The following is a 13,258-nucleotide window of genomic DNA, read 5'->3' as shown; positions in this document are numbered from 1 at the left end:
CGACCCCGCCTACCGCTTGATTTCAGGACGGCGGGGAAATGTTACGGATGAAACCGGTTTAATCGCGCGACAGGTCGCGGACGGAGACCGCGAGGGTTCCGGGATGGGGCATGTCCGCGAGAAGCTTCTGGAAGCGGGCACGCTCATCGGCGTTGTCGATCAGCTCCAGGCACCGCTCCCGCAGTTCGTCGAGCGTCGCGGCGCGCGCCAGCGCGCGCTTCACCAGGTGGCGGGCGACCGGCCCCATGGAATGGGCCAGGGCGCGGGTCACGGCCTCCACCGCCGCCACCCCGGGCCGCGGCTGGCCCGGGACCAGGGAGCCCATGGCCAGGGACCCGGTGGCCAAAGATCCCGTCGTCGCCAGGGATCCCGGCTCCGCGATCTCCGGCACCGGCGCGCGCAGCAGGCTCCGGTCGGGCCGCGCCGCGATCACCTGGAGCGCCTCCTCGACGAAGCGCTCGCGAAGCTCCGGCTGCGGGACCAGGTCGCCGAGCAGGCGGAGGAGTTCATCCGGAGAGTGGGCGTCCTGCATGGCCCGGCGCAGATGGAAGCGCGCCATCGGGCCGATGTGGCGCGCCAGGCTGCGCTCGATCGTCGACAGGGACGCTTCGTCCAGGCCGTCGAAATCGCCGATCGTCGAGGGCGGGGAGTCGGTCGCCCGCGGCCGCGGCGCCCCGGCGGACGGCACGACGATGGTGGCGTGGTCGTCCGCCGTCGCGTCCGGGGGGCGGGATGCCGGGCTGGCGCCGGTGCCGGCGTCGGACAGCGCGCGCAGCGCCGCCGCCATCTCCTCCGCGCCGGGGAAGCGATCCTCGGGCCGCTTGGCCAAAGCGCGGTCCACGATCCGCACCAGCTCCGCGGGCAGGTCGGGGCGCTTGTCCTGCAGCGGCGGATGCGGGGCGTTGATCAGCTTGTAGATGACGTCGGTGTAGTTGACGCTGCTGAAGGCGCGCTCGCCGGCCAGCAGCTCGTACATCACGCAACCCAGGGAGAACAGGTCGCAGCGCTGGTCGATGTCGCCGCCGCGGCACTGCTCGGGCGACATGTAGCTCGGCGTGCCGACCATCATGGCGCCGAGCGTGGAATCGGTGCTGGTGAGCCGCGAGATGCCGAAATCGGTGACCTTCAGCCGGGCGTTGGCGGTGAGCAGGATGTTGGCCGGCTTGATGTCGCGGTGGATGATGCCGAAGCCATGGGCATAGGCCAGGGCGTCGAGCACCTGCAGCGAGATGCGCACGACCTCGGCGATGCCGGCCTTGGTGCCGCGGCGGAACGCCTGGTTGAGGCTGACCCCCTCGACATACTCCATGACCAGGAACGGGTTGCCCTCATGCACCGCGAAATCATAGATGCCGACGATGTTCGCGTGGATGCAGCGGCCCGCGATCTTGGCCTCGTTGCGGAAGCGCCGCAGGTACTCCTCGCGGTCCTCCCCCTCCAGCAGGTCGGCGCGCACCAGCTTGATCGCGACCGGGCGCTCGATATGCGGGTCGTGGGCCTTGTAGACCACGCCCATCGCGCCGCGGCCGAGCAGGCTTTCGATGCGGAATCGTCCGATGGCCTCGGGAAGGGCCGGCCCGGAGGCCTCGTCAGTCACCCAGCATTCCCATCGCCGTGACCAGGCTGCGGCGCATGCGGTTGAACGACACCGCGAGGGAGCCGATCTCGTCGGCGGAGGAGACCTGGAATTCCGGAACGTCCATGTTGCCCAGGCTGACCTCGTCGGCGAGTTTGGAGATGCGTCGGACCGGCACGATGATGAAGAAATGCAGCATCAGGTTGAGCATGGCCAGCATCACGGCGAACACGATCGTCAACCCACCCATGATCACATAGAGGCTGGACCGCGCCTGTGACAGGGGGACTCGCTCGGGAACCGACACCACCTGGGCCCCGACCGTGTTGCCGAGCTTCCAGCCGAAGCCGTTGTCGCGGCCGTAGATGTCGACCATCGAGGCCGGCGCGGCGTCGGGCGTCGAATGGCAGGCAAGGCAGCTCTCGCTGGTCACCCGGATCGGCTGTGAATAGGACAGGACGGTCCCGTTGTCGGTCTTCCGCTCCGTCACCAGATGGTCCAGCTCCGGCTGGGCCGCCAGCGCCTTGATGATGTCGGCCTCCCACGGCACCGGCCGGTCGGCCGGGTTGGTGGGGTTGGTCGTCGGCTGGCGGAAGGCGTAGTCCGGGAAGTCCTTGGCCATCTGGTCGAAGATCTGCTGGGCCGCGAAGAACGGGATGCTCTGCGGCAGGAATTGGGTCTTCACCTGGCCGTTCAGCAGCGGCGACACCTGGGTGTCGGTGTAGTGGATGGTGGCGTTGGCGGCGCCCATGATGGCCGCCGCCTCGGCCAGGACCGCCCGCCGCGCCTCGCGCTCGCTGACGACGTTGACGAAGATCGCCGCCAGCCCCAGGCCGGCGAGGAACGCCGCCAGCATCACCAGATTGAATTTGAGGCGAAGCGTCATCGAATTACTGCCCGATATTCAGGAGTTTGGCGATTTCGATCTGCGTCAGGACGCCGGTCGGCCGGTCGCCGAGCGTGGTCTGGAAGGCGCGGATGGCGTCCTTGGTCCGGCTGTCCATGCGGCCGCTGGGCGCCCCGGCGTAAAAGCCCCGCCGGGCCAGCGCCGTCTGGATCCGGCTGGTCCGGGCGTCCGCCCGCGGCGTCGGCGGGACGGCCGCAGGCGTGGCCACCGCCGCGTCCGGGGGCGTAGGGGCCCCCACGCCTGAAGTCGCCGGCGCAGGCGGCGTGGGCTGGTCCGCCGCCGCGGTGGTCGTTTCCACCGGGGGCGTGCCCGCCAAGGGATGCGGCGGCACCAGCTGCAGGGGCATCGGGACCGCCGGCTTCGGCGGCTCGGCCGACGGCGGTGCCGGCGGGGGCGCGACCTCGGCGGCGGCCGGGGCCGGTGCGGCCGGCGGCTCGGGCGCCTTTTCGGGAGCGGCGGCCGGCGCCGGGGGCGGTGCGACGACGGCCGGCGGCGGCGGGCTCGGAGGCGGCGGCGCCGCCACGGCCACGACCGCGGGCGGCGGCACCGGCGCGGACCCGCCGGTGATGTCCTGCGCTGTCGTCATCGGCCCGGTGGGCGGCGCGAACACCGTCAGCCGGTCCGCCCGCGACGGGCCGTTCTGGGCCTGGAAGGCCGAGGCCAGCCGGCCCCAATCCTGGCCCGAATTCCCCAGCAGCCCGGGAAGGCCGTGGCCCAGCTGCCCGATGCCGCCGTCGTTGCGCGCCACGAAGGCGAAGTGCACCCCCGGCGACAGGCCGGACTGGAGCAGGTCGACCGCGTCGGCGGCGTTCTTGTCTGGCGCCATGCCCAGATCGGCGAACAGCACGCCGTTGGTCCCGACCAGGGTGTTCAGCAGGGCCTTGACGATGATGCCCTGGGTTTCCAGCCGGGTCGGCTGGCGCGGATCGGTGTCCACCGGTAGCATGAACAGCCGCTGGTTCGAGACCGCGGCATAGGTGCAGACATAGATGATCGCCGTCTTCTGCGGGGCCCCGGACGCCAGGGTCACGAAGTTGCCGATCGCGCTGCGCATCGCCACCGACGAGACGTCGATCGCCTGTTCCACCTGGAAGCCCTGGCGCTGCAGCCAAGTGCCGACGCCGCGGGCGGACTGGTCGCAGGCCGCGAGCGGCGGCCCGCCTTGATAGGCGCTGTTGCCGATCACCAGCGCAACCTTGGCGGCCTCGGCCGACGCTTGCTGCGGGACCAGGGCCAGGGCGCACAGCGCCGGCGCCAGGAGTGCCGAAAGCCAGGAATGGCGCATGGTCGGTCCTTTCGATTTCGCTCGCATCTCAGATGATCCCCGCCTGCGTCCAGACCGGTGTCTGGCTGTGACGCGTGGCCTCCGCCGCCTTGAGGAACTGGTCGTAGGCCGGCGAGTCCGCCGGCATCCCGATGGCGGCCGGCCACTGCTCGATCGGCGAGTCGACGCCGAGCCGGCGGATCAGCGAGGCCGTGACGTAATGGTCGCCGCTGCAGCGCATGCCGCTGCCCAGGCGCAGGCTGGCCAGGGAGCCATGGGGCGAATCGCCCTGCAGCACGCGCGTCGCGATCCGGTCGTTGAGCCGGCCCGCCGCCTCGCCGCTGCCGGCCTCCGGCCGGGTCATGATCGCCGCCTGCCCGGTGCCGACCAGCATGCCGACCAGTTCCGCCGGGTTCTCGCGCTTGCCGGCCAGCCCCGGCAGGGACAGCAGGTCGCCGACCCGCCGCGGCCCCTGCCCCAGCGCTTCCACCACCGGCTCGTAGAAGCTGCGCTCCAGCGCGGCGTGCCCGGCCGGGAAGTCGACCTTGTAGACGAAGTCCTCCGGCCGCCGCGCCAGCATGAGGTGGAGGTCATTGAGCGCCGCATTGCGGGCACCGCTGGAAATCCGCCGCGGCCCGCGGACATAGACGTCGTGGCGCAGGCCGCGCGCCAGGCAGAAATCCTTCGCCAGCTCGCGCAGGCCGGGATCCTCGATCCCCTTCCAGACGGCGCGCTGCTCCTCGCTCAGCATCAGCTCGGGGAAGTTCTCGAGGATCTCCCCCGACGCGACATAGTCCAGCTTCGCATCGGCCAGGGCCGCGGCCACATCCGCGTGAAAGCACGGCCGCCAGTCGTCGTTCATGTATTCATGCGCCACATATTCCGGCGGCATGTTGGGCAGGTTCTTCTTCAGCGTGCGCACCAGGTCGGCCTGGTCGAGATGGTAGGCGCCGGCCGCGCCGAGCGATTCGACCAGCTTGAGGGCGCCTTCGGCCTGGCGGTCGCTGCGGCCGCCGATCCGCCGACCCGCCGTGTGGATCAGCCGCTGCAGCCCCAGCGCACCCTGCCAGGACGGCAGCGAATTGTAGCTCAGATGCAAGGCGCCGCCGGGGCGCAGCCGGCTGGCCAGGATGCGCACGATGCCGGCCCGCACCTCGTCCGACACCCAGCTCCACACGCCATGGGCGCTGGCGACATCCACCTCGGGCAGGGTGTTCGGGTCGAGGGTCGCCAGGTCGGCTTCCAGGAACTCGATGTTGTCGATCCCCGCCTCTTCCGCCAGCTCGCGCGCCTCGGCGATATGCGCCGGCATGAAGTCGATGGCGATGACCCGCCAGTCCGGATTGCTGGCGGCCAGGCACAGCGCCCCACGGCCGCGGCCGCAGCCCATCTCCAGATAGGTCAGCCGGTCCGACCGCCGGCCGAAGCCGGGCGCCACGTTGCCGAGCAGGCAGGACAGGGCGATGCGGGACGGCGACTGCTCCTCATAATAGCCCGTGGTGTAGACGACGTCGGTGACGTAGCCGCTGTTCCAGGTCATGACCCTTCTCCAAAGCTCTCTATCAGGCCTGCCTCGAACAGTGCCTCGGTTGCGTCGTGCCGGCGGGTCCCGGTGGTGGGCAGCCAGCTGTTCCAGCCCAGGCGCGGCGGGGTCGCGGCTGAGACCTCGAGCGCCGGCACCGAGGCCGCGGCCAGGATGGGATTGACCGCGAAATCGGTCTCGAACCCCAGGAACGCCCGGGTCAGCGCCGTGATGCGCTGCAGCAGGTCGCGGTCCGGCAGCATCGCCTCGAAGCCGGGGAGGTCCAGGGGGCCGATATGCAGGATGATGCGCGCCTGAACGTCCCAGGCGCGGCTGCCGGCCGCGGCGTCGACCCCCAGCTGGCAGAACTGGCCGGGCCGGTCGCCGACCGGGAAGGCCGACATCTCGTCCGGCTTGAGCGGCAGCCACTCACCGGCGAACTGCTCGACCTCCACCGCCCGGCCCAGCCAATCCGACAGGATCGCGGCCAGCCGGTCGGCCGATCGCGGCCAGGATGCGAACAGCCCGGCATAGAACAGCAGCGGATCGGTGCCGACCGCCAGACGGGGCGCCAAATGTGGCGTGCCGTAGCCGGTGAGCGCCAGCAGCACCTGCCGCAGCCCGTCGGCCGGCGCGCCCGCCATGCCGCCATCCGCCAGCGCGGCGGCGGCCGCCGACCGGTGTGGCCGGTATTTGATGCCGGCCTCGGCGAATTGCGCGATCGGCCGCTGGGCCAGGAGGTCGAGGAACTCCCCCAGCGCCGGGGACCGGCGGCGCTGCTCGGTGTTGACCAGGTCGGTGTAGGGGCGCGGCAGCACGCCCGACGGGCCGGTCAGCCCGATCAGGCCGATCGTCGCCCGGGCGCCGTTGCCGTCGCGTTCGACCGCCAGCACATCGGCCGGGACGAAGCCGAGGCCCGAGGTCGCGTGGAAGCGCACCGCCTCGCCCGGCTCGGCGCGGCCGGCGGCCTGCATCAGCACGGCCACGGCGGCGTCGAAGGTGAACCGCGCCGGCTCCTCGATCAGGGTCTGCAGCAGCGTCCGCCCGGGCAAAGGCGCGGGCATCGCCGCGAAATCCTCGTCCTCCTCCGGAATCGCCATCGGCGCCGTCACCGTCTCCTCGACGGCCGGCGCGGTCGGCTCAGGACCGGGCTCCTGGCCCGGCAGGACGGAGGCGGCGGTCATGCCAGCACGCGGGCCCCGGCGCGCGGGGGGAATTTCGCGGCGAGGCCCGACCGGCCCTGAAGCACGGCGGAGGTGCGCACGAAGGAGTTGACCGTGGCATGCAGCGCCAGGAACCGCTCGAGGACGGTCGCCAGCAGGAACAGGCCGGACGCCTCCCACACCCGCCCGTCGAATTCGAGCGTGACATCGATGCCCCGGCAGAAGCCGCCGGGCCGGGCGCCCGGCACGCGCGCGGTGCCCGGCGTCGAGCGCACGCCGACCAGGCCGGCGATCAGGGTGCGGGTCTCGACCGTGTCGCGGAGATCGTACAGCCGCAACACCTCGCGCAGGCTTTCGGCCGCCGCCGGGCCGCCGACGATCGAGAGATGGCCGAGCGAGAGGTGCGAGATCAGCCGCCAGCTGCGATGTTCCCGCAGCGGCGCGCGCAGCGACGGGGTCGGCGCGGTCATGCAGGTGACGCCACGGACCGCGCTCAGGCCCTCGGCCAGGTGCAGCCGTGGCTGCCCGCCGCCGAAGGGCAGCTCGCCGGGCAGGTCGCGGTTGGTGCACAGCGCGTCGACCGACAGCACCGTGTCCGCCGGCCGCTCGACCGAGAGGTCGGGGTCGAATGGCGCCAGCAGCACGTCGGTGCCGGTCAGCGTGCCCGGGCTCTGGCGGCGCACGATGTTGTAGAAGCCGCTAGGCTCCTCCTCCGCCGGCTGTTCTGCCGGATGCCGGTAGAAGGGCCGCCAGGGCCGCGAGGAGCCGTCGCCCCGCAGCTCGCGCACGCGCTCGATGCTCCAGATCTCGAAGGCGCGGGGCCGGCGGTTGTCCGGCGCGATGTGGTATTCGGTCTCCTGATGGGTCAGCGGCACCGGCTCGCATTGCTGCGCGAACAGGTTGACCATCGGGGTGCAGCCCAGGGCCAGGCAGTCCGGCTGCAGACGGCGTTCCAGGTCCTGCGCCGGCCGGTCGAAATAGACGAAGATCTCCAGCCGGTTCTTCTCGTGGATCAGGGTCCGCGCATCCAGGCCGCAGAGATCGACGAACAGGAACTTCTCGGGCAGCGCGAAGTATTCGGTCAGCAGGCGGAAGCCGGAGAACGACCGCGCCGACCAGGGATACAGCGCCTCGCCCGGCGCGAAGCCGACGGGGCGGATGGCGCCGGACGGCAGCAGCGTCGGGCTGGCGTCGTTCGGACCGTCCGCCAGCACCACGCCGACGGTGTGGCCGCACAGGAGCTCGTAGAGCGGCAGGCTCTGCTCGAAGGCGCCGCGCAGGAAGCAGCGCAGCCGGTCCAACCCCAGCTCGGCGAAGGTGGTCGAGGGATCGCTGGTGCGCAGCACGATGCGCAGGCTGCTGCGCGCGCCCTGCACGTCGGGATGCGCGGGCGCCGCGAGCGGCAGCCCGGTCAGCCGCGCGCTCTCGATCTCCACCGGCCACAGCGCGGTGTCGTAGACGGTCTGGAAGCGGCAGGGCACGCCCTGGATCGGGTCGGTCTTCAGCCCGGTGCCGGCCGGCACCACAACCGGCACGCGCAGTTCGGGCTGGCAGGCGAACTGGACGATGGCCGCCGAGGGGACCGGCGCGAGGTAATGCGGGAACAGCGCGCCCAGCAGGGCGTCGGTGATCTCCGGCAGCTCGTCGTCCAGCCGCTGCTGCGCGCGGGCGGCCAGGAACGCGACGCCTTCGAGCAGCCGCGCCACATGCGGGTCGTCGACCGCGTCGCCCGACAGCCTCAGCCGGCCGGCGACCTTCGGATGCGCCTCGGCGAAGTCGCCCGCCAGCTTGCGCAGCGTGGCCAGCTCGCGGTTGTAGTACGGGAGAAAGGCGTCCGACATCGGCTAGGCTTCATACAGCGGGCGCAAGGTGACGTCCGCGGTCGTGGTGTCGACCATGGTGTCGAAGACGATCGGCTCGGGCGCCGGATCGACCCGCAGCAGCGCGTCGATCCGCAGGCGCAGCGTGGTGCGCAGCAGGTCGACATCGTCGGCCAGCTGGACCTGGACCTGGGTCAGCCGCGGCTCGAACCGCCGGATGGCCTCCTCGATCTCCATGCGCAGCACCTCGCGCTGGCGGCGGTCGTTGAACGCCCCGGCGGTGAAGTCCGGGATGCCGTAGCCGACCGGCGACAGCCGCAGCGCCGCATGCTCGTCCGACACCGACCGCCAGGGGCGGCGGGCATTGAGCAGCGCCTCGAGGTCGCGATGCACCGACCGGCGCAGCCGCTCCACGGTCTCGCTCGCCGACACGGACTCGTCGGCGCCGCGCCCCGGCTCCTCATCGATCAGGCGGTCCAGCAGGGGCGTCTGCGCCGGGCGCGTGACGCGCTGGCGTGATGGCGTGGGTCGCTGGATCATGAGAATTCCAGTACGGCGAGCTGCTGCACCGGCACGCCCTCCTCACCGGCGAGGTAGAGGCGCTGGCCGATGCCGCGCACCGGCTCGCCCTCGGTCCATTCGGTGGCGCGGCCGAGGCGCAGGCTGTCGCCGGCGGCCGCGTCGGTGGGGTACAGCGCCGGCAGGTAGACGTCGCCATCCGGCCCCTCGCGCACCACCATGGTGCAGCGGCGCCAGAACAGGTCGCGCGGCCGCTTCGGCGGGTGGAACTCGATGCTCTCCACCCGCTCGGTCGGGATCCAGAAGTACTTGCCGGTCGTGGTCAGCACCTCGAAGGTCCCGATCGACAGGTCGTCGGCATCGCGGAAGTCGCTGAAGGCCGTGCCGTCCCGCAGGCCGGCGACGACCGGCCTCGACTGCTCCGCCTCCTGCACCGCTTCCGCCGCCGTGGCGGCGTCATCGGCCCGCAGCGCCACCAGCGCGCGGAGCACGTGGCTCTGGGTGGTCGTCGGCTCGCCGAGGAATTCCGGCAGGCGGCCGTCGGTGACCAGTTGGCGGCGCGCCATCTCGCCACGCAGCAGCTGGCGGAACTCGCTGACCACCAGCGCCGAGGCCGGGTCGATGGTGCTCGCCGCGTCCAGCACCGAATCCGCGCGCTCGAAGATCCCGGCGAACAGCAGCAGCTCGGCCAGCAGCAGCCGCGCCCCGGTGTCGGCGGGGTTGGCCTTGACCGCGGCGTTGCCCGCCTCGATGGCGGCTCCGAGGTCGCCTTGGCGGAACAGGTCTCCGGCTTTGGTCAGCATCGACTTCTCCTGCGGCTGGGCGAGGGGCGCGTGGCGCGGGTGGTGCGGCCCATCGCGTCAGCTCTTGGCATCTTGGGGGGACAGGCCCGTGACCAGCCGGAACACCGCCGACACGTCATCGAGCTGGTAGTAGGGCTGCAGGTGGATGACGCAGCCGAACGAGCCCGGCTTGCCCTCCAGCTCATGCACCTTGATGCTGCTGGACACGAGCGGGTGGCGCGCCCGGCTGTCCGCCCCGGCATTGAGGCTGGCATTGGTGTAACCGGACAGCCAGGTCTGCAGCCGGCGCTCGACCTCGCTCGCGGTGAGGGACGAGCCGGTCATCTCGCGGCCCATGATCTTGATGTAATGGGCGAAGCGCGACACGCAGAGCATCGCGTTGATCTGGGCCGACAGCCGCCGGTTGGCGGTCGCGGCCGTCGGGTCGCGGCCGGGCGGGTCGGTCGGGCGGGTCTGCAGGCTGTGCACCGCGGCGAAGACCGCTTCGCCATAGGGCAGCGTGTTCAACGGCATCAGCCCGGCCGCCACCAGGTCCCGCTCCTGCCGGTCGGTCCAGGCGATGTCGGGCGACGGGCGGTCCCAGACGGTCTCGGGGCCGAGCGTGAAGGGTTCGGTGGGGAGGTCGAGCACCAGCCCGCCGCCGACCCGGTCGGCGCTGACGCCCCGGACATCGGCCGGCCAGTTGTGCAGGGCCTGGGCCCGCCCGACGGTCGCGGCGAAGGCGTAGCAGGCGACCGACCAGGTGCGGTGCCGGGCCTCCGGCGCATGCTCCTCGTAGCGCAGCCCGTCGCGTGCCGCGTCCGGGCGCCAGCGGGGGCGCGCCAGCACGCGCGGCAGGGTCACGCACAGGAACCGCGTGTCCTCGCGCATCGCCAGCCCACGCCAGCGGGCGTGGTCGTCATCCCGCACCGCCGCGGTCACGTCGTTGGACAGGGCCAGCTCCTCGAACCGGTCGACGCCGAGCAGGGCCGGCGCGGCCGCCGTGACGATCGGCATGAAGGCCGCGGCGGCGATCGAGGCCAGGGCGGACAGCACGAACACGTCGTCCACCGGCGCGGCATCGCCCGGACGCCGCCGGTCCGGCATGTGCCGCAGCTCATGGTCCACGACCATCAGGCCGAACGGCTCGCCGCCGGCGGTGCCGAACTCGTTCTCGTAGATCAGCCGGAACAGCGCGGACTGGTCGAACTCGCTGGCCTTGGCGATGTCGCGGTTGAGCTCCTGCCACGAGGCGGAGAGCAGCCGCGTCTTCAGGCGCGAAGTCGGGTCGAACCCCTCGACCATCCAGGCGAGACCGCGCCACGATCCCTCCAGCCGCTGCAGGCGCGGATGGTGCAGGATCTCGTCGAGCTGCGCCGAGATCAGGGCATCGATGGCGACGATGTCCCGGTCCAGCAGCGCCCGCAGCCGATCCGGGTCGCGCTGCAGCTGCCGGGCGAGCGGGGCGCCGAACCACGACGCCAGCGCACCGGGGTCCTGGCGCAGGAAGACGGCCAGCCGGGAGGCGGTCGACCCGCCCCCGGCCGTGCCGATCCGCCCGGCCAGCACCTCGGCGCGCAGAGGGCGCGGACCCGGCCGCGGCACCTCCACTTCGCCCTGCAGCTGCAGCGCCTCCGACATGTCAGACGCGCTCGGGGATGCGCGCCACCATCCGCAGGCTGGCCGTCAGCTCTTCCATCTGCAGCCAGGGACGCATGTAGGCGACGGCGTTGTACGCGCCGGGCCGCCCGGGAATGGGCTGAACCTGGACCCGCGCTTCCCGCAGCGGGTAGCGCGCCTTGCTTTCGGCGCCCGCATTCTCGTTGGTGTTGACGTAGTTGGTGATCCAGCGGTTCAGCCAGGCCTCGCAGTCCTCGGCCTCCATGAAGCTGCCGATCTTGTCGCGCGCCATGATCTTGAGGTAATGAGCGAAACGGCCGGTGGCCATGATGTAGGGCAGGCGCGAGGAGATCCGGGCGTTCGCCGTGGCGTCGGGCCGGTCGTACTCCTTGGCCTTCTGCGCGGTCTGGGCCCCGAAGAACACGGCGTAGTCGTGGTTCTTGTAGTGGCACAGCGGCAGGAAGCCGAGATTGGACAGCTCATATTCCCGCCGGTCGGTGATGCCGATCTCAGTGGGGCATTTCGCGTCCATGTCGCCGTCGTCGGACATGAAGATGTGCTGCGGCAGGTTGTCGACCTTGCCGCCGCCCTCCGCGCCGCGGATCGCGGTGCAGAAGCCGTATTTCGAGAAGGCCTCGGTCAGCCGCGTGCCCATCACGAAGGCCGCGTTCATCCAGCAATAATGCTCGTGGTCCATCGGCAGGGGGGCGCCGGACGCGTCGTTCGGGGCCTCCTCATACGAGAACTCCTCGATCGGCTTGGTGCGGGCGCCATAGGGCAGGCGGGCCACCACGCGGGGCATGACCAGCGAGACGAAGCGGCTGTCCTCGCTGTCACGGAAGCCGCGCCATTTGAGGTATTCGACGGTGTCGAAGATCTTGGCGAGGTCGCGGGGCCGCGACAGCTCGGTCCACTGGTCGAAGCCCATCATCCCGGCGCCGGCCGCCGAGATGAACGGCGCGAAGGCCGCGGCGCTGACGTTGGAGACCAGGCGCAGCGTCTCGATGTCGTCGGGATGGTTGGTCCACTCGTAGTCGCCGATCAGGGCGCCGTACGGCTCGCCGCCCGGCGTGCCGAACTCGTTCTCGTAGATCTTGCGGAATAGCTGGCTCTGGTCGAACTCGACGGCGCGGGTGAGGTCGCGGTTGAGCTCGCGCTTCGAGATGTTCATCAGCCGGATCTTCAGGCTGGTGCCGGTCTCGCTGTTCATGACGAGGTAGTGGAGGCCGCGCCAGCTGCCTTCCAGCTTCAGGAACTTCGGGTCGTGCACGATCTCGTTCAGCTGGTCGGACAGCTTGCGGTCGATGATCGCGATCGCCCGTTCGATCGTCCGGGTCAGGTTGCGGTCGAAGGTGACCGTGCCGACGCGGGCCTGTTCGACCAGGGTGCGGACGAGGTCCTGCGCACGGTCGGGCTCGGTCTGCTTGGTCGCGGAGACGACCTGGTCGAGCAGGCCGAGCGTCTCGGTGGTGGTGGTTGTTGTCTCGGAGGCCGAGGCCTCCGGGGCGCGGGCTTTGTCGGCCATGGTTCAGCCCTCCTTCTTGATGCCGAGCTGACCCGAGAGCGCCTCGAAGTCGTCCTTGTTCTTCAGCACCTGCTCCAGCAGCGTCTCCAGCTCCTCGGAGCGGTCCGCCTTGCTCATCAGGTCGCGCAGACGGTTGCGGGCCTCGAGCAGCGACTTCAGCGCCGGGACCTGGTCGAGCACGCGGCCCGGCTCGAAATCCTCGATGCCGTTGAAGCGGAGGTCGACCGCCATGGCGCCGCCCTCCTCGCTCAGCTTGTTGTCGACCTTGAGGTGCAGGCCGGGCGTCAGGCGCTGCATGACCTCGTCGAAATTGTCGCGGTCGATCTGGATGAACTTGCGGTCGGCCAGCGGACGCAGCGGCTGGCTGGGGTCGCCCGAGAAGTCACCGAGCACGCCGACCACGAAGGGCAGCTCGCGCACGATCTGCGCGCCCTCGGTCTCGACTTCATAGGTGATGTGGACACGCGGCCGGCGGACGCGGCCGAGCTTCTCATGGATGCTGGCGCTCATAAGGTCTCTCCTCGGACAATGGGACGCGCCGGGCGACGGCACGAACCCGG

Annotated in this window: 11 protein-coding genes; all 11 read right to left on the bottom strand. The window is 71.1% G+C overall.

The window, feature by feature from the left end; all coding sequences use genetic code 11:
- Positions 1-58: 58 nt before the first annotated feature.
- The 11 genes from E9232_RS20735 to tssB are packed head-to-tail and all read right to left on the bottom strand — an operon-like array spanning position 59 to position 13,208.
- A complete protein-coding gene (locus E9232_RS20735; protein WP_309797044.1) occupies positions 59-1,597 on the bottom strand; it encodes a serine/threonine-protein kinase in 1,539 nt (512 codons plus the stop codon).
- Positions 1,590-2,462, bottom strand: coding sequence for a Tll0287-like and HAMP domain-containing protein (locus E9232_RS20730; RefSeq protein WP_309797042.1), 873 nt, complete (start codon positions 2,460-2,462; stop codon positions 1,590-1,592). Before E9232_RS20730 ends, E9232_RS20735 begins: the two co-directional genes overlap by 8 nt.
- Before the next feature lie 4 nt (positions 2,463-2,466).
- Complete coding sequence (locus tag E9232_RS20725) at positions 2,467-3,768, bottom strand: caspase family protein (RefSeq protein WP_309797039.1); 1,302 nt, start codon at positions 3,766-3,768, stop codon at positions 2,467-2,469.
- A gap of 28 nt (positions 3,769-3,796) precedes the next feature.
- Positions 3,797-5,287, bottom strand: a complete 1,491-nt coding sequence (locus E9232_RS20720) for a class I SAM-dependent methyltransferase (protein ID WP_309797037.1) — start codon at positions 5,285-5,287, stop codon at positions 3,797-3,799.
- Complete coding sequence (gene tssG / locus E9232_RS20715) at positions 5,284-6,453, bottom strand: type VI secretion system baseplate subunit TssG (protein ID WP_309797035.1); 1,170 nt, start codon at positions 6,451-6,453, stop codon at positions 5,284-5,286. The genes E9232_RS20720 and tssG overlap by 4 nt, the downstream gene beginning before the upstream one ends.
- The gene (gene tssF, locus E9232_RS20710) at positions 6,450-8,273 is read right to left on the bottom strand and encodes a type VI secretion system baseplate subunit TssF (protein WP_309797033.1); all 1,824 of its coding nucleotides are present in this window, start codon (positions 8,271-8,273) and stop codon (positions 6,450-6,452) included. Before tssF ends, tssG begins: the two co-directional genes overlap by 4 nt.
- A 3-nt stretch (positions 8,274-8,276) precedes the next feature.
- A complete protein-coding gene (tssE, locus tag E9232_RS20705; protein ID WP_309797031.1) occupies positions 8,277-8,792 on the bottom strand; it encodes a type VI secretion system baseplate subunit TssE in 516 nt (171 codons plus the stop codon).
- Positions 8,789-9,574, bottom strand: a complete 786-nt coding sequence (locus E9232_RS20700; RefSeq protein WP_309797030.1) for a type VI secretion system accessory protein TagJ — start codon at positions 9,572-9,574, stop codon at positions 8,789-8,791. The genes tssE and E9232_RS20700 overlap by 4 nt, the downstream gene beginning before the upstream one ends.
- Positions 9,575-9,631: 57 nt before the next feature.
- Complete coding sequence (gene tssC / locus E9232_RS20695; protein ID WP_309797027.1) at positions 9,632-11,194, bottom strand: type VI secretion system contractile sheath large subunit; 1,563 nt, start codon at positions 11,192-11,194, stop codon at positions 9,632-9,634.
- Between the two features lies 1 nt (position 11,195).
- Positions 11,196-12,698 (bottom strand): type VI secretion system contractile sheath large subunit, encoded by a 1,503-nt coding sequence (gene tssC / locus E9232_RS20690; RefSeq protein ID WP_309797026.1) that lies wholly within the window; start codon positions 12,696-12,698, stop codon positions 11,196-11,198.
- A 3-nt stretch (positions 12,699-12,701) separates the two neighbouring features.
- The gene (gene tssB, locus E9232_RS20685; RefSeq protein WP_309797024.1) at positions 12,702-13,208 is read right to left on the bottom strand and encodes a type VI secretion system contractile sheath small subunit; all 507 of its coding nucleotides are present in this window, start codon (positions 13,206-13,208) and stop codon (positions 12,702-12,704) included.
- Positions 13,209-13,258: the final 50 nt, after the last annotated feature.

It is taken from the genome of Inquilinus ginsengisoli (assembly GCF_031453975.1).
In the GTDB taxonomy this organism is placed as follows: Bacteria; Pseudomonadota; Alphaproteobacteria; order DSM-16000; family Inquilinaceae; genus Inquilinus; species Inquilinus ginsengisoli_A.
The sequence above is the reverse complement of the archived record's forward strand: the minus strand, read 5'-3'. Positions and strand labels throughout refer to the sequence as shown.

Excerpts from the sequence above, each read along its gene's own strand:
- E9232_RS20730 (WP_309797042.1), bottom strand. The coding sequence starts at position 2,462 with ATGACGCTTCGCCTCAAATTCAATCTGGTGATGCTGGCGGCGTTCCTC.
- E9232_RS20725 (WP_309797039.1), bottom strand. The coding sequence starts at position 3,768 with ATGCGCCATTCCTGGCTTTCGGCACTCCTGGCGCCGGCGCTGTGCGCC.
- E9232_RS20720 (WP_309797037.1), bottom strand. The coding sequence starts at position 5,287 with ATGACCTGGAACAGCGGCTACGTCACCGACGTCGTCTACACCACGGGC.
- tssG (WP_309797035.1), bottom strand. The coding sequence starts at position 6,453 with ATGACCGCCGCCTCCGTCCTGCCGGGCCAGGAGCCCGGTCCTGAGCCG.
- tssF (WP_309797033.1), bottom strand. The coding sequence starts at position 8,273 with ATGTCGGACGCCTTTCTCCCGTACTACAACCGCGAGCTGGCCACGCTG.
- tssE (WP_309797031.1), bottom strand. The coding sequence starts at position 8,792 with ATGATCCAGCGACCCACGCCATCACGCCAGCGCGTCACGCGCCCGGCG.
- E9232_RS20700 (WP_309797030.1), bottom strand. The coding sequence starts at position 9,574 with ATGCTGACCAAAGCCGGAGACCTGTTCCGCCAAGGCGACCTCGGAGCC.
- tssC (WP_309797027.1), bottom strand. The coding sequence starts at position 11,194 with ATGTCGGAGGCGCTGCAGCTGCAGGGCGAAGTGGAGGTGCCGCGGCCG.
- tssC (WP_309797026.1), bottom strand. The coding sequence starts at position 12,698 with ATGGCCGACAAAGCCCGCGCCCCGGAGGCCTCGGCCTCCGAGACAACA.
- tssB (WP_309797024.1), bottom strand. The coding sequence starts at position 13,208 with ATGAGCGCCAGCATCCATGAGAAGCTCGGCCGCGTCCGCCGGCCGCGT.